The organism is Variovorax sp. 22077, from assembly GCF_052044195.1.
In the GTDB taxonomy this organism is placed as follows: Bacteria; Pseudomonadota; Gammaproteobacteria; order Burkholderiales; family Burkholderiaceae_C; genus Variovorax; species Variovorax atrisoli.
In genome coordinates, this window is the sequence record NZ_JBQEQC010000004.1 from 172,842 (window position 1) to 194,053 (window position 21,212).

Consider the following 21,212-nt stretch of genomic DNA (forward strand, 5'->3'; position numbering starts at 1 on the left):
GGAGCGTACGGCAGCAGCAGTACTTCCGTTCACCCGGGCATGACCGGAGCCAGCCGATGAGGCTGCTCTCCCTGTTCGGACTAAACGGCCGCATCCGCCGGCTGCGCATCGCCGCGGCCGAGGGCGCCCTGGCGGCCGAGGACCGGGTGCAACTGCTGCGCATGGCCTGGGAGGACGAGAAGCAGCGGCTCAAGCTGATGCTTCTTCTCGGGTTGGCCGTGCTGGGGCTGACCACTGTCACGGTGGCCTTGCTGTCCGTGGCGGTGGTGGTGAACTTCTGGGACACGCCTCACCGTGTCACCGCCGCCTGGTCGGTGGCCGGCGTGTGGATCGTGCTCTGGCTCGCCGCCATCGTCGGCCTGCTGCTGACGCTGCGCAACGCGTCCAACAGCTTCGTGCCCGCTCGCCAGGAATTCGAGCGTGACTGGGCCTGGGCCCGGGAGCGTTTCGGCCTTGGCAAGGATCCGGGGGAGGACGAGGAGGCACCGCGCCGCGTCCGCCGTCCGGCCACGCGCGAAGAACTGCTGGCCCGCATGGAGATCCAGCGCCAGCGCATCCAGACGATGCAGGGCGGACGCGAGACCCAGCCGGCGGACGAGGCGGAGGCCCCGCCGCCCAATGAGTCGGCTGCTGCCGCCGCACTGCGCATCGCCCGGGCGCATCCGGTGGCCACGGGCGTGGCCGCTGCGGCCGCCGTGGTGGTGGTCCGGCCTAGGCGCCTGCTGCGCTGGGCCGCGGTCATTGCGCCAGTGCTCTGGCGCATGCGCTGAGAGACCGCGAAGAGAAGGCGCTCAGGCCTTGCTGCCACGATCGCGCAGCAGCGCCTGGGCCGCTTCGCGGACCAGCGCCGGGCCGCGGTAGATCAGGCCGGTGTAGATCTGCACCACGTCCGCACCTGCTGCGATCTTCGCCCTGGCGTCGGCTCCGCTGAGGATTCCCCCCACGCCGATGATCGGAAAGTCCGCGCCCAGTGCCGCGCGCAGCTGAGCGATCACGCGGTTGCTCGCCTCGCGCACCGGCGCGCCCGAGAGCCCGCCCGCTTCCTCTGCGTGGGGCAGTCCCTTGACCGCATCGCGCGCCAGCGTGGTGTTGGTGGCGATCACGCCGTCCATGCCGTGGCGCTTGAGGGTGGCGGCGATCACCGCGACCTGCGCTTCGTCGAGGTCGGGCGCGATCTTCACGAAGAGCGGCGAGCGCTTGCCGCCATGGCGCGTGGCCAGCGTTTCGCGCCGCTCGGCCACCGCGCCTAGCAGGGCGTCGAGTGCTTCGTCGCTCTGCAGCGAACGCAGGTTGGCGGTGTTGGGGCTCGAGATGTTGATCGTCACGTAGTCGGCGTGCGGGTACACGCCGTCGAGGCAGGCCAGGTAGTCGTCGACCGCTCGTTCGATCGGCGTGGCGGCGTTCTTGCCGATGTTCAGGCCCAGCAGCATCGGCGGCTTCGTTCCACTGCCGTTCTTGCGGAAACGCGCCTTCTGCACATTCGCCAGGAAGGCGTCCAGCCCCTCGTTGTTGAAGCCGAGCCGGTTGATCAGCGCCTCGCGCTGCGGCAGGCGGAACATGCGCGGCTTGGGGTTGCCGGGCTGGGCCTTCGGCGTCACCGTGCCGACTTCGACGAAGCCAAAGCCCATGGCGGAGAAGGCGTCGATGCAGCGGGCGTTCTTGTCCAGGCCGGCCGCCAGGCCCACGCGGTTCGGGAAAGTCAGGCCGGCGAGCTGGGCCGGGTCGTCGACGCGCGGTGCCGAGTAGGCGCAGGCCAGGGGGGTGTTCTGGGTGCGCGCCAGCCCGTCCAGCGTGATTTCATGGGCATGTTCGGGATCGAAGCCGAACAGGAAGGGGCGGGCCAGGCCGTAGAGCGAGGAGGGCATCAGCAGGGGCATCGGATAATTCAGGGCTTCAATGAGCCAAGGATTGTCCGTGATGACCGCACCCGCCTCCCCAACCTCCTCCCAACCGCTTTCCCAGGATGAACTCAAGGCCCAGGTCGGCCGTGCCGCGCTGGCCTATGTCGCCAGAGGCGAAATCGTGGGCGTGGGCACCGGCTCGACGGTGAACAAGTTCATCGATGCGCTGGCCACCATCAAGGACGAGATCAAGGGCGCCGTCTCCAGCTCCGTCGCCTCGACCGAACGCCTGCGCGCGCTGGGCATTCCGGTGTTCGACAGCAACGAGGTGGAGGAACTGTCGGTCTACATCGACGGCGCCGACGAGATCGATCACCGCGGCTTCATGGTCAAGGGCGGCGGCGCCGCGCTCACGCGCGAGAAGATCGTCGCGGCGCAGTCGCGCAAGTTCGTCTGCATCGCAGACGAGTCCAAGCTGGTGGAGGTGCTGGGCGCGTTCCCGCTGCCGGTGGAGGTGATCCCGATGGCCGCGCAGCGCGTGATGCGCCAGTTCGCAGCCATGGGCGGCATCGCCCAGGTGCGCGAGAAGGACGGTCTGCCGCTGGTCACCGACAACGGCCAGCACATCGTCGACGTGACGGGGCTGCGCATCACCGATCCGCTGGGCTTCGAATCGACCGTGAGCCAATGGCCGGGCGTGGTGACGGTCGGCGTCTTCGCGCATCAGAAGGCCGACGTGTGCCTGCTGGGCACCGCGGCCGGTGTGAAGACGATGGAATTCGGGGCCTGAGGTCCTGCCCAGGCCCATCGGCGGCCTAGAACTTGATGCCGGCCGGGTTACTCGGTGTCGGCTCGCTCGATGCTGGCGGCGGCGCCACGGGCTGCGCGGCAGGTGCGGGCGCTTCGGCTGCGCGAGGCGCCGGCGTCGCCTGCTGCGCCACCAGCGGCCGGACCGGGCCGTTGCGGTAGCCCGCGGGCAGGCTGTTGCTCTTGGGATAGCCGGCCGCGTCGAGGTACTGCGACCATTCCACGTCCGAGAAGCCCTTGAGCTGCTGCGAACCGATCGTCAGCAGCGGCAACGCATTCTGGTTGCTCAGGCGCTGCAGGGCTTCGACGTCCGCGTTGCTCTTGACGGTGCGTTCCTCGAACGGGATGCCGCGCGTCGTGAGCAGCGTGCGCGCCGCCCCGCAGGGGCCGCATTCGTCCCCGCTGTAGAGGGTGACGGGATAGCGCTGCGAGACCAGGCGCAGTTCATACGGCAGGCCCGAGGTGTTGGCGGTGGAGGGCGGGGCGGAGCCCGGCTGGCCGGCCGGCGCCGGCTCGGTGCTTGCGCTTGGGGCGCGGTCGGAGAAAGTGACCTTGCCGTTCTTGTCCACCTGGCGGTAGATGGGTTGCGCCATCGCGCCCGCGGCAACGAGCACGAGGGCAAGGCCGGTCAGGCGATGCAATGGTGAGATTTTGTAAATCGTATGCATCGCCCGAGTATCGCAAGCTTCAGCGATGCATCAAGCCGGCTGGGGCTCGGCCATGCCCTGATGTCGCAGCAGCGCATCAAGCTGGGGCTCGCGGCCACGGAAGGCCTTGAACGAGTCCATGGCACTGCGGCTGCCGCCGGCCTCGAGGATGGCCTGGCGGTATTTGCGGCCGGTCTCGATGTTCGGCTCGCCGTCGGCACCCACGGTTTCCTCGAAGGCGGCATAGGCGTCGGCGCTGAGCACCTCGGCCCACTTGTAGCTGTAGTAGCCGGCCGCATAGCCGCCCGCGAAGATGTGGCTGAACGTGTTCGGCGTGCGGCTGAAAGGCGGCGAGGGCATCACCGCGACTTCGGCACGCACGCGGCCCAGCAGCGCCATCACGTCGCCTGGCTTGGCGGTGGCGGCGTGGTATTCGGTGTGCAGCAGCATGTCGAACAGCGAGAACTCGATCTGGCGCAGCGTCTGCAGGCCGCTCTGGAAGTTCTTCGCGGCGGTCATCTTGTCGAAGAGGGCGCGCGGCAGCGGCTCGCCGGTGTCGACGTGGGCGGTCATGTGCTTGAGCACGTCCCACTCCCAGCAGAAGTTCTCCATGAACTGGCTCGGCAGTTCGACCGCATCCCACTCGACGCCGCTGATGCCCGAGACGTCGCGCTCGTTCACCTGCGTGAGCATGTGGTGCAGGCCGTGGCCGAACTCGTGGAAGAGGGTGGTCACGTCGTCGTGCGTGAGCAGCGGCGGCTTGCCGTCGACACCGCTCGCGAAGTTGCACACCAGCTGCGCAACGGGCGTCTGCAGAACGCCGGTGTCGGGGCGCAGCCAGCGGGCGCGCACGTCGTCCATCCACGCGCCGCCGCGCTTGGCGGCGCGGGCCGACGGGTCGAGATAGAACTGGCCGACCTTCTGGCCGGCGCGTTCGATGCGATAGAACTCCACGCTCGGGTGCCAGGTGGGCGCCGAATCGCGGCGGATGGACACCTCGAACAGCGTCTCGACGATCTTGAACAGGCCGGCCATGACCTTCGGTGCCGGGAAATACTGCTTCACCTCCTGCTCGCTGAAGGCGTAGCGCGCTTCCTTGAGCTTCTCGCCGATGTAGCTCCAGTCCCAGGGTTGCGGGTCGGTGATGCCCAATTGCTCTGCAGCGAAGACGCGCAGGTCGGCCAGGTCGCGTTCGCCGAAGGGCTTGGCCTTGGCCGCGAGGTCGCGCAGGAACTTCACGACCTGCTCGGGCGATTCGGCCATCTTCGGAACCACAGACAGCTCGCCGTAGTTCCGGTAGCCCAGCAGCCTGGCTTCTTCCTCGCGCAGCGCGAGGATCTCGGTGATGAGCGCGGTGTTGTCGAAGGCCGCGTCGCCGAACTCACTGGCGCGCGTGACGTAGGCACGGTAGAGCTTCTCGCGCAGCGCGCTGCTCTTTGCGAACTGCATCACCGGCAGGTAGCACGGCATCTTCAGCGTCAGCTTGTAGCCTTCCTTGCCGTCGGCCTCGGCGGCCGCGCGCGCGGCGCTCACCACGTCCTCGGGCACGCCTTCGAGCTCGCCGAGCGTGGCGTAGTAGGCGAAGGCATCGGTGGCATCGAGCGCGTTCTCGCTGAACTTCTGGCTCAGCTCGGCCAGGCGCTCCTGGATGTCGGCGAAGCGCTTCTTGGCCTCGCCCTGCAGCTCGGCGCCGCCCAGCACGAAGTTGCGCACCGCGTTGCTGTGTGCCTGGCGCTGCTCGGCATTGAGCGAGGTGACGTCGATGGCCTTGTACTTGGCGTACAGGCGCTCGTCGGAGCCCAGGCGGGTCCAGAAGGCGGTAACGCGCGGCATGGCCTCGTTGTAGGCGGCGCGCAGTTCGGGCGTGTCGGCCACGGCGTTGAGATGGCCGACTGCGCCCCAGGCGCGGCTGAAGCGCTCGGATGCCACGTCGAGCACCTTGGAGATCGCGTTCCAGTCAGCGGGGAAATCCGGTGCCGTCACGGTCTGCAGCGCAGCCTCGGCGTCGGCCAGCAGGGCGTCGACGGCTGGTGCGACGTGCTCGGGCTTGACTCGGTCGAACAGCGGGAGATCGGTGAAATCGAGGAGCGGGTTGGTCATTGGAAAAATCCTGTTCGAGCTGACGAGACCATTGCGGGAGCCACCACGGAGCCGGCTTCGCCGGGCCGCCGGTGGCGCCCTTTGAGGGGGAGGCGGCTACACGAATTGAGCAAGCAACGATGTGGTTCTTATCTTGCGGCGCGCTCTGCAGCTTCAAGGGTGTTGACCAGAAGCATCGCGCGCGTCATGGGGCCGACGCCGCCCGGCACGGGCGTGATCCAGCCGGCCACTTCCTTGACGCCATCGAAGTCGACGTCGCCGGCGAGCTTGCCGTCGGCCTTGCGGTTCATGCCCACGTCGATGACGACCGCGCCGGGCTTGACCATGTCGGCGGTCAGCAGGTCGAGCTTGCCCACCGCCGCGACGATCACGTCGGCCTGGCGCGTGATGGCGCCCAGGTCCTTGGTGGCGCTGTGGCAGATGGTCACGGTGGCGCTCTTGGCGAGCAGCATCATGGCCATCGGCTTGCCGACGATGTTGCTGCGGCCGATGACCACGGCATGCTTGCCGCGCAGGTCGTAGCCGATCGATTCGAGCATCTTCATGCAGCCGTGCGGCGTGCAGGGCCAGAAGCCGGGGGCGCCGGTCATGAGCGCGCCCGCGCTGGCGACGTGGAAGCCGTCGACGTCCTTGGCCGGCGAGATGGTCTCGATGACCTTCTGGCTGTCCATGTGCTTGGGCAGCGGCAGCTGCACCAGGATGCCGTGCACCTTCGGGTCGTCGTTGAGGGTGCGGATGCGGGCCAGCAGGTCGGCCTCGCTCATGTCGGCGGGGTAGGTCTCGAGCGTGGCGTCGAGGCCGGTCTGCGCGCTGTCGTTGACCTTGTGCTTGGTGTAGACCTGGCTGGCCGGGTCTTCGCCCACGAGGATGATGGAGAGGGCCGGGTTCACGCCACGGGCCTTGAGTGCGGCGGTGCGGCCGGACACCTCGGCGCGGATGGTTTTGGCGAGGGCGTTGCCGTCGATCAGTTGGGCGGTCATCGGTTTCGATTTTCCAAGTAAAAACGCCCGCTTTCGCAGGCGTGGGGGTCATTCGTCGCTATCGGGCGGATAGCTGCTTCTAGGCCTTGGCTGCTGGCGCCGCCTGACCCAGCGCGATCTTGAGCAGATCGGCCACGGTGTTGGCGTTGAGCTTTTCCATGATGTTGGCGCGGTGCGCCTCGACCGTCTTGATGCTGATGCCAAGGTCGTCGGCGATCTGCTTGTTCAGGCGGCCGGCGACGATGCGCTCGAGCACCTGCGCCTCGCGGCCCGTGAGCTTGGACAGGAGCGCGTCGCGGCTGGCCGACTGCTGGTGCTGCGTGAAGGCGCCGCGCGCATGCTCGAGCATGCGCTCGACCAGCGTGACGAGTTCCTCGTCGTTGAAGGGCTTCTGGATGAAGTCCATCGCGCCCTTCTTCATGCTGTCGACGGCCATCGGCACGTCGCCGTGGCCGGTGATGACCACGATGGGCAGCGGGGAGCGTCGTTCGATCAGCCGGTCCTGCAGCTCGAGGCCGGTCATGCCGGCCATGCGGATGTCGACGATCAGACAGGCGACTTCGCGCGGGTCGTATCGGGAGAGAAAGGATTCGGCGGAATCGAAGCAGCGGACTCTGTAGTCCTTGCCTTCGAGCAGCCATTGCAGCGAATCGCGTACGGCTTCGTCGTCGTCGACGACATAGACCGTGCCCTTCTTCGGAATCAAACTCATGCAGGTACCTTTGCCTCGTCGCTAGCTACGGAACTGATAGCGTCCAACACCGGAATCCAGAAGGAAAAACGGCATCCGATCACATCCGGGCCATTGTAGATGTTCTCCGCCTGCATCCGGCCGCGGTGCGACTCGACGATGGTGCGGCACAGGTTCAGGCCGATGCCCATGCCCTCGGGCTTGGTGGAGAAGAAGGCCTCGTACAGACGGTCCATCACCTCGGGCGCTAGGCCCTTGCCGGTGTCCTGCACCGAGAACTCGATCGCGTTGTGGCCCTCGATCACCTTGGGCAGCACGCGCAGCTCCACGCTGCGGCGCGCCAGCGGCCGGTCGGCGAGGTCGATGGATTCGGCCGCGTTCTTCAGCAGGTTGACCATCACCTGCTCGATGAGGATCGGGTCGACCCGAACCACCGGCAGCCGCGCCGCCACGTAGTGGTTCAGGCGCACGTTGCGCCGGCGCAGTTCGATGCCCGCGAGCTCGACCGCCTCGCTCACCATGGTGGCCACGTCGGCCGGCGTGCGGTTGGGCTCGCTGCGCTTCACGAAGGAGCGGATGCGCTGGATGATCTGGCCCGCGCGCTGGGCCTGCTTCGACGTCTTCTCGAGCGCGGCCAGCAGGGCCTCGTTGTCGATCGACTGGCCCTTGATGCGCGACATCATCCCGTTGCAGTAGTTGGTGATGGCGGTCAGCGGCTGGTTGAGCTCGTGCGCCACGCTGGAGGCCATCTCGCCCATGGTGATGAGGCGGCTGGCGGCCTGGGCCTTGTCGGCCTGCGCGGCGGCCTGTTCCTCGGCGTCGCGGCGCGGCGTGATGTCGGTGGCGATCACGAGCTGCGCGAGCCGGCCGTCCACCCAGGTCAGGTAGCGCGAGCGCACCTCGAGCCACTTGCCCAGGTGGGGCACGAAGATCTCGTTGTTGGCGGTCTGTGCGGCGGTGAGGGTGTCGATCGGCAGGCCGGCGTAGGGGTCCACGTCGTCCAGACCCTCGTCGTGCGCGTTCGACGCAGGCACACCCGCCTGCGCCACCATGCCCAGGTGGCCCACGGTGTCGGAGCCGAACCAGAGGCGGTACAGCTTGTTGGCGAACAGCAGCTCCTCGCTGCCGATGGGGGCCACCGACACGGCCGCGTCGAGCGCCTCCAGCACCGTGGTGAAGCGCTCGTAGGAGGCCGAGAGCTGCTCGCGGATGCGCGTGGGCTCGGTGATGTCGGTCATCGACGTCATCCAGCCGGTCTGGTGGCCGCGGGCGTCGATCAGCGGAGAGACGTACAGGCGGGCATTGAACACGCTGCCGTTCTTGCGCTTCACCCGCACCTGGAAGCCGCCGGGCAGCGCGCGGCCGTGCAGTTCTTCCTCGAGCCTCTCGTTCATCACCTCGCGGTCGGATTCGAGCCAGTAGGGGAAGGGAGGCGACTGGCCGACCAGTTCTTCCTCGCTCCAGCCGGTCATCGCGCAGAAGGCGGCGTTGACGTAGGTGATGCGGCCCTGCAGGTCGAGCACGCGCATGCCGGTGAGCATGGAGTTCTCCATCGCCCGGCGGAAGTTGGTCTCGGCCACCAGACGCTGCTGCGCCTGCAGCCGCCGGCGCGTGTGGCGCCAGGTGCCGATCAGCATCCAGCTCGTGAGCACGCTCAGCGCGCAGACCAGCCAGAAGAGCCCGTTGCCGACCACGCCCTGCGAGGTGCGGTAGGCCTGTGCCCGCAGCACCAGCGCATTGCCCACCGGCGACACCGGCACTTCATATTCGTTGGTGCGCTCGGACCAGGGCAACAGGCGCGTGCCGCTTTCCTTCAGGTTGGCGGTGTTGCCGGCGATCACGTGGCCCTTGGCGTCGAGCAGCGACACCGCATAGCGCGCCTGCACCTCGGAAGGCATGCCGTAGCGCAGCAGCCCGTCGACCGAGAACTCGCCAAGCACGACGCCCGCGAACAGGCCCTGGTCGAAAAGGGGGATGTGCAGCTGAAGCATCGCTGGCGGGTCGCCGCCTGCCACGGGCTGCGAGAAGACCGGCTGGCGCAGCTCGCGGGCCAGGGCGTAGTTGCTCTCGATGTCGCCGGGGCGCAGCACGTCGCCGATCAGGTGCTGCTGCGCCGGATGCACGCTGGGCGCTGCATAGCCGGCCTTGAAGCGGCGGCGGTCGTCGATCCAGGTGATGGTCTGCAGTTCGGGGAACTGGCTCACCAGCGACTCGGCGCGGCTGGTGAATTCGATCGGGTCGATCTCGCGGTTGGAGGCGTCGCGCGCGATGCGCATCAGCTGCTCCTGTCGCTCCAGCAGCCGCAGACGCATGCGCTGCTGCGCGTATTCGACGTCGCGGCGCACCGATTCCTGCTCGCGCTCGACTTCCTCGGTGCGCAGGTACCAGAAGGCGGAAACGATGGCGGCAAGGAACAGTAGCACGGCCGCCATCGGAGCGAGCATGGCGACCGCGTCCTGCAGCACCGGGGTCTGGCGTCGCCACCACCTGCGCCACCAGGACAGCGGCGAGGCGTTCACGGCACTGCGGGCAACCGCCAGCGGGGAGGAGAGAGGCATGGGGCGGATTCTAGGCTTGCCCCCTCGGCTTGCCATGCCCCATGGGGACATCCGCTTCTGCTCCGATTTCCTTTAAATTTCACATTGAAAAATCAATGAGCACTATTTGAAATCACGATGTTTCTATGCGAAACTCCGCCGCGTTCGCTGCAGAGCGCACTTAAATTACTGCCACAGCCCTAAAGGAGACAAAGCATGTCGGCAAACCCCGAGAACCTGTTCGGCTCGGCCGCTAACGACGCGGACGCCCAGGAGACCCGTGAATGGATGGATGCCCTGTCTTCCGTCATCCAGAGCGAGGGGCCTGAGCGGGCTCACTTCCTCCTCGAGCAACTTCTCGAGCATGCCCGCCAAAACACGGTCGACATGCCGTTCTCGGCCAACACCGGCTACGTCAACACCATCGAACCTTCGCAGGAAGCCCGCAGCCCCGGCAACCTCGAGATCGAACAGCGCCTGCGCGCCTACATGCGCTGGAACGCGATGGCCATGGTGGTCAAGGCCAACCGCCATCATCCGGCCGAGGGCGGCGACCTCGGCGGCCACATCGGCTCCTTCGCCTCGCTGGCCAGCATGTTCGGCGCCGGCTTCAACCACTTCTGGCACGCCGAGAGCGAGAACCACGGCGGCGACCTGCTCTACATCCAGGGCCACGTTTCTCCCGGCATCTACGCCCGCGCCTACCTCGAAGGCCGCCTCTCCGAAGAGCAACTGCTCAACTTCCGCCAGGAAGTCGACGGCAAGGGACTCTCCAGCTACCCGCACCCCAAGCTGATGCCGGAGTTCTGGCAGTTCCCCACCGTGTCGATGGGCCTGGGCCCGCTGATGGCCATCTACCAGGCGCGCTTCCTCAAGTACCTGCACGCCCGCGGCATCGCCAACACCGAGAACCGCAAGGTCTGGGTCTTCTGCGGCGACGGCGAAATGGACGAGGTCGAATCGCTGGGCGCGATCGGCCTGGCAGCGCGCGAGAACCTCGACAACCTGATCTTCGTCATCAACTGCAACCTGCAGCGCCTGGACGGCCCGGTGCGCGGCAACGGCAAGATCATCCAGGAGCTCGAAGGCGAGTTCCGCGGCGCCAACTGGAACGTCGTCAAGCTGGTCTGGGGCAAGGGCTGGGACGCCCTGCTCGAGAAGGACCACGACGGCGCGCTGCGCAAGATCATGATGGAGTGCAACGACGGCGACTACCAGTCGTTCAAGGCCAACGACGGCGCCTACGTCCGCAAGAACTTCTTCGGCCGCGACCCGCGCACGTTGAAGATGGTCGAGCACATGACCGACGACGAGATCTGGAACCTGCAGCGCGGCGGCCACGACTCGCAGAAGGTGTACGCCGCCTTCCACGCCGCGCAGAACCACAAGGGCCAGCCCACCGTGCTGCTCGTGAAGACCGTCAAGGGCTTCGGCATGGGCAAGATCGGCGAAGGCAAGAACACGGTCCACCAGACCAAGAAGCTCGGCGACGAGGACATCAAGGCCTTCCGCGACCGCTTCAACATCCCGATCCCCGACAGCCAGATCGCCGAGCTGCCGTTCTACAAGCCGGCCGACGACACGCCGGAAATGAAGTACCTGCACGAGCGCCGCAAGGCCCTGGGCGGCTACCTGCCGCACCGCCGCGTGAAGAGCGACGAGAGCTTCACCGTGCCCGCGCTCGACACCTTCAAGGCAGTGCTCGAACCGACGGCAGAAGGCCGCGAGATCTCGACCACCCAGGCCTACGTGCGCTTCCTCACGCAGCTGCTGCGCGACAAGGCGCTGGGCCCGCGCGTCGTCCCCATCCTGGTCGACGAGGCCCGAACCTTCGGCATGGAAGGCCTGTTCCGCCAGGTCGGCATCTACAACCCGCACGGTCAGCAGTACACCCCGGTCGACAAGGACCAGGTCATGTACTACAAGGAAGACAAGGCCGGCCAGATCCTGCAGGAAGGCATCAACGAGGCCGGCGGCATGTCGAGCTGGATCGCTGCCGCCACCTCGTACAGCACCAACAACCGCATCATGGTGCCGTTCTACGTGTACTACTCGATGTTCGGCTTCCAGCGCATCGGCGACCTGGCATGGGCTGCCGGCGACATGCAGGCGCGCGGCTTCCTGCTGGGCGGCACCTCGGGACGCACCACGCTGAACGGCGAAGGCCTGCAGCATGAGGACGGCCACAGCCACATCCTGGCCAACACCATCCCCAACTGCGTGAGCTACGACCCGACCTTCGCGCACGAAGTCGGCGTGATCCTGCACCATGGCTTGAAGCGCATGGTCGAGAAGCAGGACAACGTCTACTACTACCTGACGCTGCTCAACGAGAACTACGCGATGCCCGGCCTGCAGCCCGGCACCGAGGAGCAGATCATCAAGGGCATGTACCTGTCGAAGCAGGGCCCCGCGATCAAGGCCGGCAAGGGCAAGGATGCGCCGAGCGTGCAACTGCTGGGCAGCGGCACGATCCTGCGTGAGAGCTTCGCGGCACAGGAACTGCTCGAGAAGGACTGGGGCGTTTCGGCTTCGGTGTGGAGCTGCCCGAGCTTCAACGAGCTCACCCGCGACGGCCAGGACGCCGACCGCTGGAACCTGCTGCACCCCGACCAGACCCCGCGCGTGCCCTTCGTCGCCGAGCAGCTCGGCGCCACGACCGGCCCGGTGGTCGCATCGACCGACTACATGAAGGCCTACGCCGAGCAGATCCGCCCCTTCATTCCGAAGGGCCGCAACTACAAGGTGCTTGGCACCGACGGCTTCGGCCGCAGCGACTTCCGCAGCAAGCTGCGCGAGCACTTCGAGGTCAACCGCCACTACATCGTGGTGGCGGCGCTCAAGGCGCTGAGCGAAGACGGCACCGTGCCGGTGGCCAAGGTGGTGGAAGCGATCAAGAAGTACGGCATCAATGTCGACAAGGTCAACCCGCTCTACGCCTGATCCCCAATCAACAACCAACCAACGAACGAACGGCGCCTGACGGCGGGAGACAACGATATGGCAGCAGTGGAAGTGAAGGTGCCTGACATCGGCGATTTCGATGAAGTCGCGGTGATCGAGGTGCTCGTGAAGGTGGGCGACACGGTGAAGGCCGAACAGTCGCTCATCACGGTCGAATCGGACAAGGCCTCGATGGAGATCCCGTCGTCGGCCGCCGGTGTGGTCAAGGAACTCAAGGTCGAGGTCGGCAGCAAGGTCAAGGAAGGCTCGGTGGTGCTCGTGCTCGAGGCCGAAGGCTCGGGTGCGGCTGCACCGGCTCCGGCGCCTGCCGCGGCACCGGCTGCCGCCGCGCCTGCGCCGGCCGCGGCAGCGCCCGCGCCGGCTGCTCCTGCCGCTGCGCCGGCAGCTTCGGGCCCGGTCGAGGTCAAGGTGCCCGACATCGGCGACTTCAAGGACGTCGCCGTGATCGAAGTGCTGGTGAAGGTGGGCGACACGATCAAGGCCGAGCAGTCGCTGATCACGGTCGAGTCGGACAAGGCCTCGATGGAGATTCCTTCGTCGGCCGCCGGCGTGCTCAAGGAACTCAAGGTCAAGGTCGGCGATACGGTCAACATCGGCGACCTGATCGCCGTGCTCGAAGGCGCGGCAGGCTCCGCCGCACCGGCGCCGGCTGCAGCCGCCGCCGCTCCGGCGACCGCCACGGCCAGCGCTCCCGCTCCGGCGGCATCGGCTCCCGCGCCTGCAGCCGCTCCCGCAGCGGCGGCGCCGGCCCACAACCCGACGGTCGCGCCCACCGGCAAGCTGCCGCACGCCTCGCCCTCGGTGCGCAAGTTCGCCCGCGAACTCGGCGTGCCGCTCGAAGAGGTCAAGGGCTCCGGTCCCAAGGGCCGCATCACGCAGGAAGACATCCAGAGCTTCACCAAGGCGGTGATGAGCGGCCAGGTCAGCACCAAGGCCTCCGCGGCCAAGGCCCCGGCCGGCGGTGGCGCCGATGGCGCTGCGCTGGGCCTCATTCCCTGGCCGAAGGTCGACTTCACCAAGTTCGGCACGGTCGAGCGCAAGGAGCTGTCGCGCATCAAGAAGCTCAGCGGCGCGAACCTGCACCGCAACTGGGTGATGATCCCGCACGTCACCAACAACGACGAAGCCGACATCACCGAGCTCGAGGCCTTCCGCGTCTCCACCAACAAGGAGAACGAGAAGTCGGGCGTCAAGGTGACGATGCTGGCCTTCGTCATCAAGGCGGTGGTCGCGGCGCTGAAGAAATTCCCCGAGTTCAACACCAGCCTGGACGGCGACCAGCTCGTCTACAAGCAGTACTACCACATCGGCTTCGCGGCCGACACGCCCAACGGCCTCGTGGTGCCCGTGCTGAAGGACGCCGACAAGAAGGGCATCCTGCAGATCAGCGCCGAGATGGGCGAGCTCGCCAAGAAGGCGCGCGACGGCAAGCTCGGCTCGGCCGACATGCAGGGCGGTTGCTTCTCGATCAGCTCGCTCGGCGGCATCGGCGGCACGCACTTCACGCCGATCATCAACGCGCCCGAGGTGGCCATCCTCGGCCTCTCGAAGAGCGCGATGAAGCCGGTGTGGGACGGCAAGCAGTTCGTGCCCCGCCTCACGCTGCCGCTGTCGCTGTCGTACGACCACCGCGTGATCGACGGCGCCCTGGCTGCGCGTTTCAACGCCTACCTGGGCCAGGTGCTCGCGGACTACCGTCGAATCCTGTTATGACCACCGTAGTGGCCGTCCGCAAGGGCGGCCAGGTCACGATGGCAGCGGATTCTCTGGTGACCTTCGGCGACACGCGGCTCTCGCACCGCGCCGAGGCGAACCAGAAGATCTTCACCGTCGAGGACGCGGCGGGCTCCAGCCTGTTCGCCATGGCCGGCGCCGCCGCGCACTTCCTGGTGCTGCAGCATGCGCTGGCTGCGCAGCCGCGCGAGCAACTGCTGTTCGGCAGCAAGCACGAGATCTTCCGCACCTTCACGATGCTGCATCCGGTGCTGAAGGACTCGTTCTTCATGCAGACCAAGGAAGACGAGCACGAGCCCTACGAGTCGAGCCAGTTCACGATGCTGATGGCCAACCAGAGCGGCATCTACGGCATCTACAGCTACCGCGAGGTGTTCGAGTTCAAGGAGTTCTGGGCCATCGGCTCGGGACGCAGCTTTGCGCTCGGCGCCATGCACGCGGCATATGACATCAAGTCGCGCACTTCGCGCGACGTGGCGGAGGCGGGCATCGCCGCCGCCTGCGAATTCGATCGCAATTCGGCCCCACCGGTCGACGTTCTCACACTCAAACTGAAAGTGTCCAAATGAGCGAACAACAAATCAAGGTGCCCGACATCGGCGACTTCGACGAAGTCGCGGTCATCGAGGTGCTGGTCAACGTCGGAGACACGGTCAAGGCCGAGCAGTCGCTGATCACGGTCGAATCGGACAAGGCCTCGATGGAGATCCCGTCGTCCGCCGCCGGCGTGGTGAAGTCGCTCGCGGTGAAGGTGGGCGACAAGGTCAGCGAAGGCTCGGTGGTGCTGACGCTGGAGGTCGATGGTGCTGCAGCGGCTCCCGCGCCCGCTGCGGCGGCGCCCGCCCCGGCGGCGGCAGCTCCTGCGCCGAAGGCGGCTGCCCCGGCTGCGGCCCCCGCTGCGCCGGCGGTCGCCGTGTCCAGCTACGGCGGCAAGGTCGATGTCGAGTGCGACGTGATCGTGCTCGGCGCAGGCCCCGGCGGCTACTCGGCCGCCTTCCGCGCCGCCGACCTCGGCCTGAAGGTCGTGCTGATCGAGCGCTACGCCACCCTCGGCGGCGTGTGCCTGAACGTCGGCTGCATCCCGTCGAAGGCGCTGCTGCACGTGGCTTCGGTCATGGACGAGGTCAAGCACTTCGCCGACCTCGGCGTGAGCTTCGGCGCGCCCACGGTCGACCGCGCCAAGCTGCTCGGCCACAAGAACAAGGTGGTGGGCAAGCTCACCAGCGGCCTCACCGCCATGGCCAAGATGCGCAAGGTGACGGTGCTGCGCGGCGTCGGCAACTTCATCGACCCGCACCACATCGAGGTCGAGGAAACCTCCGGCACCAGCTGGGACACCACCGGCAGCAAGCAGACCGTGAAGTTCCGCAGCGCGATCATCGCGGCGGGTTCGCAGTCGGTGAGCCTGCCCTTCATGCCGAAGGACCCGCGCATCGTCGACTCGACCGGCGCGCTGGAAATGGGCGTCGATCCCAAGCGCATGCTGATCCTCGGCGGCGGCATCATCGGCCTGGAGATGGGCACGGTGTATTCCACGCTGGGCGCGCGCCTGGACGTGGTCGAGATGCTCGACGGCCTGATGCAGGGCGCTGACCGCGACCTGGTGAAGGTCTGGCAGAAGATGAACGCGCCGCGCTTCGACAACATCATGCTCAAGACCAAGACGGTCGGCGCCGAGGCCACGAAGGAAGGCATCAAGGTCACCTTCGAGGGCGAGAACGCGCCGAAGGAGCCGCAGGTGTACGACCTGGTGTTGCAGGCCGTGGGCCGCAGCCCCAACGGCAAGAAGATCGGTGCCGAGAAGGCCGGCGTCACGGTGAGCGACCGCGGCTTCATTCCGGTCGACATCCAGATGCGCACCAACGTGCCGCACATCTTCGCCATCGGCGACATCGTGGGTCAGCCCATGCTGGCGCACAAGGCAGTGCACGAGGCGCACGTGGCGGCCGAAGTCATTGCCGGCGAGCTCAAGGGTGACAAGGAACTGTCGAGCGCGGCCTTCAACGCCCGCGTGATCCCGAGCGTGGCCTACACCGACCCCGAAGTGGCGTGGGTCGGCCTGACCGAAGACCAGGCGAAGGCCGAAGGTATCAAGGTCAAGAAGGGCCATTTCCCGTGGACCGCCTCGGGCCGCGCCATCGCCAACGGCCGCGACGAGGGCTTCACCAAGCTGCTGTTCGACGCCGAGACGCATCGCATCCTGGGCGGCGGCATCGTCGGCACGCATGCCGGCGACATGCTGGGAGAGATCGCGCTGGCCATCGAGATGGGCGCCGACGAGATCGACATCGGCAAGACCATTCACCCGCACCCGACGCTGGGCGAAAGCATCGGCATGGCGGCGGAAGTGGCGCACGGCACCTGCACGGACCTGCCGCCGCAGAAGAAGGGCTGAGGAAGAAGCCGAGCGATCCGAGGGCGCCGTTTTTCAGGCGCCCATGAAAAATCCCGCCGAGGCGGGATTTTTTTCGTTCTGAAGACCAGGTGGTTGGATTTCGAGCGGGCTCAGTTGCCGGTGTTGGCGACTGCTGCTGCCTTCACTTCTTCCGCCGAGCCGCCAAGCACGCGGCGGGCACCGTCGAAGCGGCGCTGCCAGTAGCTGCCGTTCATGTCCTCGACGCGAACCTGGGCGCCGGAGCGGGGGGAGTGGATGAACTTGCCTTCGCCGACGTAGATGCCGACATGGCTGAAGGCGCGGCGCATGGTGTTGAAGAATACGAGGTCGCCGGGCTTGAGCTGGCTGCGGTCGATCTTCTCGGTGGCTGCGGCCTGCTCTTCGGCGCGGCGGGGGAGCATGTGGCCGACCGTCTCGTTGTACATGGCGCGGACGAAGCCGCTGCAGTCGAAGCCGGATTCGGCGGTGTTGCCGCCACGGCGATAGGGGACGCCCAGGAATCCGATGGCGGTGACGACCAGGTCGGAAGTGCGTTCTGTGACGGTTTGGCGAACCTGCTTGAGCTGTCCGATCAGGCCTTTGTCGGCAAGCATTCGTGCCAGCTCGTCATCGGTTTTTTCCTGTTGGGGGGCTGCATGGACTGCAACGGCAAAGAGGAGGGATGCGGGTAGGACGAAAAAACGCATGGCGCGTAGGATATTGATGACGCGCGGTTATGTCAATTTAAACAGAATTAGCGGATCCCTCTGTAAGTCATTGATTTACATGAAAAATTTCGATCCGGTCAAAGAAAAAATGTAACGGCGAACGTTTATGGTCCATAAATGGTTGACGGCCGAACGGCCTTCGGGCCTCGGGTGGATCGACTCTCATGCTGGATTCGGTCGCTATTTCTCGTCAAGATCGCTTCAACTTCACGGAAAAGCTATGAACTTGCCGCGCCTTCCTCTTTCGACATCCCTTCGCCGCTGGGCATTTGTCACGGTAATCGGGTTCTGCGGTCTCGCTGCCGCGCAGACCCGGCCCGAAACCGTGGCGACCGGGCTCGAAAACCCGTGGGGCATCGCCTTCCTGCCAGGCGGCCGTTTCGTGGTGACCGAGCGGCCCGGCCGCATGCGGCTGGTCGGTGCCGACGGCAGGATCGGCGCACCCATCGCGGGCCTGCCTTCCATCGCGGCGGGCGGGCAGGGCGGCCTGCTCGATGTGCTGGCCGACTCCGGCTTCGAAAAGAACCGCACGCTGTATTTCTGCTTCTCCGAACCCGATGCGGGCGGCTCGGCCAACAGCACCGCGCTGGCGCGCGCCAATCTGTCGGCCGACGGCACGAAGCTCGAGGAGTTGAAGATCATCTTCAGCCAGCAGCCCAAGGTGGCCAGCCGCGCCCACTTCGGCTGCCGCATCGTCGAGGCGCGCGACGGCACGCTGTTCCTCACGCTCGGCGACCGCTTCAGCCGCAAGGAAGACGCCCAGAAGCTCGACAACCACCTGGGCAAGATCGTGCGCATCGGCAAGGACGGCTCGGTGCCCAAGGACAACCCCTTCGTCGGCAAGCAAGGCGCGCTGCCCGAGATCTGGAGCTATGGCCACCGCAACGGACAGGGCGCCACGCTCGCGCCCGACGGCCGCCTCTGGATGACGGAGCACGGCCCGCAGGGCGGCGACGAGATCAACATCCCCCAGACCGGCCGCAACTATGGCTGGCCCGTGATCACCTACGGCGAGAACTACGGTGGCGGAAAGATCGGCGACGGCATCACGGCCAAGGAGGGCATGGAGCAGCCACTGCACTACTGGGTGCCGTCGATCGCGCCATCGGGCATGGCCTTCCTGACCAGCGACCGCTACGGCGCCGCCTGGAAGGGCAACCTGTTCGTGGGCTCGCTCAAGTTCGGCTACCTGGACCGCATCGAAATCAAGGGCGGCAAGGTGGCGGCCGAGCACAAGCTGCTGGCGGAAGGCCGGGCCCGAATCCGCGACGTGAAGCAGGGCCCGGACGGATTGCTCTACGTGCTGACCGATGAGGCCGACGGCAAGCTGCTGCGCCTGCGGCCGAACTGAGCCGAATTCAGCGCGATCGACGTTCAGCCGGGGCAGCCCGGCAGCGGCAATGTCGGAAGCATCCGGCGCCAGAGCCGGTTCCACTCGGGCCAGTCGTGGCCGCCCTCGGTCGTGAAGACGCGCTCGGGCGGCAGCACGCCGGCCAGCAGACGGTGGCTGAAGGCGAAGCGGTCGTCGAGGCCGTAGCCCAAGTAGAGCGGGGGCCGGGCGCCCGCTGTGTTCGTGAAGCCCTCGTAGCCGCGCAGCCATTGCCACAGCTGCGTCTCGTCGGGCGTTCGCGGATTTGCCGCGGCCGGATCGACCAGCGGCCCCTTCCATTTGGCGAGGCCGCCGGCATTGGCGATGTCCGTGGCGAGCGTGCGTTCGCCGAGGTAGGGGGCGAGGGCCACCAGGCCTGCGAGGTCGCCGGGATGCGTCTGCGCGTAGAGCATGCTGCCGAAGCCGCCCAGGGAGATGCCGACGAACCAGATGTGGCGGTAGCCCTGGCTGCGCGCCGGTGCCACCACGTCCGCGCCGAGGCGATCGAGGATGGTCTTGTCGTTGAAGTAGCCGAGATGGGAGTCCACCAGCATCACGTCCGCCGCGATGCGGTTCTCGCCGACCGCGCGCACGAAGCCCTCGCGCTCGAATTCGTCGATCGTCGAGTAGGCGCCGGGGAGCATCACCAGCAGCGTGTCGACGTTGCCGCGCGCGCAACTGCTCTTTTCGAGCGAGGTCGTCATCGGCACCGTGGTCTTGCGCACGCCGCCGCAGGCGGTGACGAGGAGGAGCGCGGCACCCAACCCCAGTGCCGCGAGGCAGAGCCTTTTCGATGAGAGCTTCATCCGCCGGAGTCTAGGCGCGTCGCGAGACGGGCAGCTCGACCATCACGGCCTGGCCAGGCGTGGTGCAGCCGGTGTCGCAGCACCTGCCGGGCTGGCGGTTGCGCGTGATGGCGCGGGCCGGGTCGTGCGGCGCGGCGGCGGGCGATCCATCGGCCGCGATGCCGCGTTCGAGGATGCGCTCCACCAGCTCGACCTTGGAGCCCACGGGGTAGTTGCGCCAGATCTCCTGCTTCATCGCCGCGGGCGAGCCGCCGCCGTGCAGGCTGATCACGCTGTACCAGCCGCCCTGGTAGCCGGCCGTCAGGTCCTCGATGAATCGGGCCGTCTCGATGCGCTGTTCGTAGGGAATGGCCGGGTTGGCCCGCAGCACGTCGGACAGGCGGGCGGCAGTCTCGGGGTTGTGGTCTTCGTCGGGGCCGGGCAGGGTGACGATCAGGCCGCCGCTCACGTAGTGCGCGATGCGGTGCATGTCGTAGATCTTCGTGGCCAGCAGCAGCTTGCCGATGTTGCTGAACACCGGATCGGGCATGAACACCTCGCAATGCTCGTCGGCCTTGCCGTAGACGCTGGCCGCCACGCCGCAGGCGAAGAAGCTCTCGGTGATGGTGATGAGCTCGACCATCTGCTCGCGCAGGTGGCTCTCCTTGCCCGGGTCGAAGCCATTGGCCTCGCACATCAGCGCGCCCGCGCCGATCAGCAGGTCGCCGAAGCCGGCGCGCGCGCCGATGCAGCTGTGGCGGTGGTGCGTGGCGTAGCTGTAGGTCAGGTGGCCGGAGTGCTCCCACTCGCCCGCGTAGAACACGCGCTCCCAGGGCACGAAGACTTTGTCGAAGACGCACACGCCGGTGCTCTGGCCGTACTTGCGGCTGAAGAGGGCCTCCCCATGCTCCAGCTTCTCGCCGGGCCTGCCCGCCGGGCGCGCGACGATGGTCAGGCCGGGCGCATCGAGCGGCACGGCGCAGCAGACGGCGAAGTCGGCGTCTTCCCTTTCCATGTTGCGGCAGGGCATGACGAGCAGCTCGTGCACATAGGGCGCGCCGGTCACGATCGCCTTGGTGCCCGAGATGACGATGCCGCGCGCGCTGCGCTCGACCACGTGCAGGTAGCTGTCGACGTTCGCCTGCTCGTGCGGGCGGCGGCTGCGGTCGCCCTTGGCGTCGGTCATGGCGACGCCGAGCGTCAGGTCCTGGTCCTGCACGCGGTGCAGGTACTCGTGGAAGCGGGCGGTGTGCTCGGTGCTGCCACGGGCGTCGTCGATGCGGGCCGACACCTGGGCGATGGCGTTGAGCGCGTCGTGCGTCAGGTAGCGCTGGGCGCAGCCCGTTTCCTGGCAGACCAGCCGCACCGCTTCGAGCTTGTTGAGCAGGTCGCCGGCGCTGGTGTTGATGTGGGAGAGCCTGTTGACCCGCTTGCCGCTGGTGTGCTGCACGGCGGTCATGAGCGGCTCGTACTCCTTCCTCAGCGCGTAGTCGTAGGTGAGGGCGATGGCATTGATGCCGGGCTGGAAGGCGGCTTCGTCGGCCACGCTGTCGACGCGGCGGCCGTCGACGAACACCGTGGGCTTGTAGCGGCGCAGCGATTCTCGGTAGTCGGCGCCGGACATGAGGGAGGCGCTGGAAAGCGGGGCGTTCATC

General features: G+C 67.1%; 16 protein-coding genes. 7 read left to right on the top strand and 9 right to left on the bottom strand.

What is annotated here, in order from left to right; all coding sequences use genetic code 11:
- Positions 1-56 precede the first annotated feature (56 nt).
- On the top strand, positions 57-770 hold the full coding sequence (locus tag ACTJLF_RS07300) for a phage holin family protein (RefSeq protein WP_440882761.1): 714 nt from the start codon (positions 57-59) through the stop codon (positions 768-770).
- A 21-nt stretch (positions 771-791) separates the two neighbouring features.
- Here ACTJLF_RS07300 and ACTJLF_RS07305 read toward each other — a convergent pair whose 3' ends face one another.
- Positions 792-1,877: a quinone-dependent dihydroorotate dehydrogenase gene (locus ACTJLF_RS07305; protein WP_440882762.1), complete on the bottom strand. Its 1,086-nt coding sequence runs from the start codon at positions 1,875-1,877 to the stop codon at positions 792-794.
- A 40-nt stretch (positions 1,878-1,917) separates the two neighbouring features.
- On the opposite strand from ACTJLF_RS07305, the gene rpiA reads away from it, so the two are divergent.
- The gene (rpiA, locus tag ACTJLF_RS07310) at positions 1,918-2,631 is read left to right on the top strand and encodes a ribose-5-phosphate isomerase RpiA (protein ID WP_019653150.1); all 714 of its coding nucleotides are present in this window, start codon (positions 1,918-1,920) and stop codon (positions 2,629-2,631) included.
- A 25-nt stretch (positions 2,632-2,656) separates the two neighbouring features.
- Here the strand turns inward: rpiA and ACTJLF_RS07315 are convergent, their stop codons facing one another.
- The 5 genes from ACTJLF_RS07315 to ACTJLF_RS07335 form a co-directional block, all read right to left on the bottom strand.
- Positions 2,657-3,316 (bottom strand): glutaredoxin family protein, encoded by a 660-nt coding sequence (locus ACTJLF_RS07315; RefSeq protein WP_026346232.1) that lies wholly within the window; start codon positions 3,314-3,316, stop codon positions 2,657-2,659.
- Positions 3,317-3,346: 30 nt separating this feature from the next.
- Complete coding sequence (locus ACTJLF_RS07320) at positions 3,347-5,395, bottom strand: M3 family metallopeptidase (protein ID WP_440882763.1); 2,049 nt, start codon at positions 5,393-5,395, stop codon at positions 3,347-3,349.
- A 128-nt stretch (positions 5,396-5,523) separates the two neighbouring features.
- Complete coding sequence (folD, locus tag ACTJLF_RS07325) at positions 5,524-6,375, bottom strand: bifunctional methylenetetrahydrofolate dehydrogenase/methenyltetrahydrofolate cyclohydrolase FolD (RefSeq protein WP_093201637.1); 852 nt, start codon at positions 6,373-6,375, stop codon at positions 5,524-5,526.
- A gap of 79 nt (positions 6,376-6,454) precedes the next feature.
- A complete protein-coding gene (locus ACTJLF_RS07330) occupies positions 6,455-7,087 on the bottom strand; it encodes a response regulator transcription factor (RefSeq protein WP_012747279.1) in 633 nt (210 codons plus the stop codon).
- Positions 7,084-9,624, bottom strand: coding sequence for a PAS domain-containing sensor histidine kinase (locus ACTJLF_RS07335; protein ID WP_019653146.1), 2,541 nt, complete (start codon positions 9,622-9,624; stop codon positions 7,084-7,086). The genes ACTJLF_RS07330 and ACTJLF_RS07335 overlap by 4 nt, the downstream gene beginning before the upstream one ends.
- A gap of 195 nt (positions 9,625-9,819) precedes the next feature.
- Between ACTJLF_RS07335 and aceE the strand changes: the two genes are divergently transcribed.
- Genes aceE through lpdA form a run of 4 tightly spaced genes read left to right on the top strand, consistent with a single transcriptional unit; the run spans position 9,820 to position 16,696 of the window.
- Positions 9,820-12,546 (top strand): pyruvate dehydrogenase (acetyl-transferring), homodimeric type, encoded by a 2,727-nt coding sequence (gene aceE / locus ACTJLF_RS07340; protein ID WP_126184348.1) that lies wholly within the window; start codon positions 9,820-9,822, stop codon positions 12,544-12,546.
- A 57-nt stretch (positions 12,547-12,603) separates the two neighbouring features.
- Entirely contained in the window at positions 12,604-14,280 is a 1,677-nt protein-coding gene (gene aceF, locus ACTJLF_RS07345; protein WP_440882764.1) for a dihydrolipoyllysine-residue acetyltransferase, read from the top strand.
- Positions 14,277-14,870 carry an MFS transporter gene (locus ACTJLF_RS07350; protein ID WP_019653143.1) on the top strand — a complete coding sequence of 198 codons (594 nt, stop codon included), beginning with the start codon at positions 14,277-14,279 and terminating at the stop codon, positions 14,868-14,870. Before aceF ends, ACTJLF_RS07350 begins: the two co-directional genes overlap by 4 nt.
- Positions 14,867-16,696 (top strand): dihydrolipoyl dehydrogenase, encoded by a 1,830-nt coding sequence (gene lpdA, locus ACTJLF_RS07355; RefSeq protein WP_019653142.1) that lies wholly within the window; start codon positions 14,867-14,869, stop codon positions 16,694-16,696. The genes ACTJLF_RS07350 and lpdA overlap by 4 nt, the downstream gene beginning before the upstream one ends.
- 110 nt (positions 16,697-16,806) lie before the next feature.
- On the opposite strand, the gene ACTJLF_RS07360 is transcribed toward lpdA, so the two are convergent.
- A complete protein-coding gene (locus ACTJLF_RS07360; RefSeq protein ID WP_019653141.1) occupies positions 16,807-17,382 on the bottom strand; it encodes a C40 family peptidase in 576 nt (191 codons plus the stop codon).
- A 241-nt stretch (positions 17,383-17,623) separates the two neighbouring features.
- On the opposite strand from ACTJLF_RS07360, the gene ACTJLF_RS07365 reads away from it, so the two are divergent.
- Positions 17,624-18,754: a PQQ-dependent sugar dehydrogenase gene (locus ACTJLF_RS07365; protein ID WP_440882765.1), complete on the top strand. Its 1,131-nt coding sequence runs from the start codon at positions 17,624-17,626 to the stop codon at positions 18,752-18,754.
- Positions 18,755-18,777: 23 nt separating this feature from the next.
- On the opposite strand, the gene ACTJLF_RS07370 is transcribed toward ACTJLF_RS07365, so the two are convergent.
- Positions 18,778-19,578 carry an alpha/beta fold hydrolase gene (locus ACTJLF_RS07370; protein WP_440882766.1) on the bottom strand — a complete coding sequence of 267 codons (801 nt, stop codon included), beginning with the start codon at positions 19,576-19,578 and terminating at the stop codon, positions 18,778-18,780.
- A gap of 10 nt (positions 19,579-19,588) precedes the next feature.
- Positions 19,589-21,211 (bottom strand): 4-hydroxyphenylacetate 3-hydroxylase family protein, encoded by a 1,623-nt coding sequence (locus ACTJLF_RS07375; protein WP_440882767.1) that lies wholly within the window; start codon positions 21,209-21,211, stop codon positions 19,589-19,591.
- Between the last annotated feature and the right edge of the window lies 1 nt (position 21,212).

Bases quoted from the DNA above. Each gene is read 5' to 3' on its own strand.
- ACTJLF_RS07300 (WP_440882761.1), top strand. From the start codon at position 57: ATGAGGCTGCTCTCCCTGTTCGGACTAAACGGCCGCATCCGCCGGCTG.
- ACTJLF_RS07305 (WP_440882762.1), bottom strand. From the start codon at position 1,877: ATGCCCCTGCTGATGCCCTCCTCGCTCTACGGCCTGGCCCGCCCCTTC.
- rpiA (WP_019653150.1), top strand. From the start codon at position 1,918: ATGACCGCACCCGCCTCCCCAACCTCCTCCCAACCGCTTTCCCAGGAT.
- ACTJLF_RS07315 (WP_026346232.1), bottom strand. From the start codon at position 3,316: ATGCATACGATTTACAAAATCTCACCATTGCATCGCCTGACCGGCCTT.
- ACTJLF_RS07320 (WP_440882763.1), bottom strand. From the start codon at position 5,395: ATGACCAACCCGCTCCTCGATTTCACCGATCTCCCGCTGTTCGACCGA.
- folD (WP_093201637.1), bottom strand. From the start codon at position 6,375: ATGACCGCCCAACTGATCGACGGCAACGCCCTCGCCAAAACCATCCGC.
- ACTJLF_RS07330 (WP_012747279.1), bottom strand. From the start codon at position 7,087: ATGAGTTTGATTCCGAAGAAGGGCACGGTCTATGTCGTCGACGACGAC.
- ACTJLF_RS07335 (WP_019653146.1), bottom strand. From the start codon at position 9,624: ATGCCTCTCTCCTCCCCGCTGGCGGTTGCCCGCAGTGCCGTGAACGCC.
- aceE (WP_126184348.1), top strand. From the start codon at position 9,820: ATGTCGGCAAACCCCGAGAACCTGTTCGGCTCGGCCGCTAACGACGCG.
- aceF (WP_440882764.1), top strand. From the start codon at position 12,604: ATGGCAGCAGTGGAAGTGAAGGTGCCTGACATCGGCGATTTCGATGAA.
- ACTJLF_RS07350 (WP_019653143.1), top strand. From the start codon at position 14,277: ATGACCACCGTAGTGGCCGTCCGCAAGGGCGGCCAGGTCACGATGGCA.
- lpdA (WP_019653142.1), top strand. From the start codon at position 14,867: ATGAGCGAACAACAAATCAAGGTGCCCGACATCGGCGACTTCGACGAA.
- ACTJLF_RS07360 (WP_019653141.1), bottom strand. From the start codon at position 17,382: ATGCGTTTTTTCGTCCTACCCGCATCCCTCCTCTTTGCCGTTGCAGTC.
- ACTJLF_RS07365 (WP_440882765.1), top strand. From the start codon at position 17,624: ATGAACTTGCCGCGCCTTCCTCTTTCGACATCCCTTCGCCGCTGGGCA.
- ACTJLF_RS07370 (WP_440882766.1), bottom strand. From the start codon at position 19,578: ATGAAGCTCTCATCGAAAAGGCTCTGCCTCGCGGCACTGGGGTTGGGT.
- ACTJLF_RS07375 (WP_440882767.1), bottom strand. From the start codon at position 21,211: ATGAACGCCCCGCTTTCCAGCGCCTCCCTCATGTCCGGCGCCGACTAC.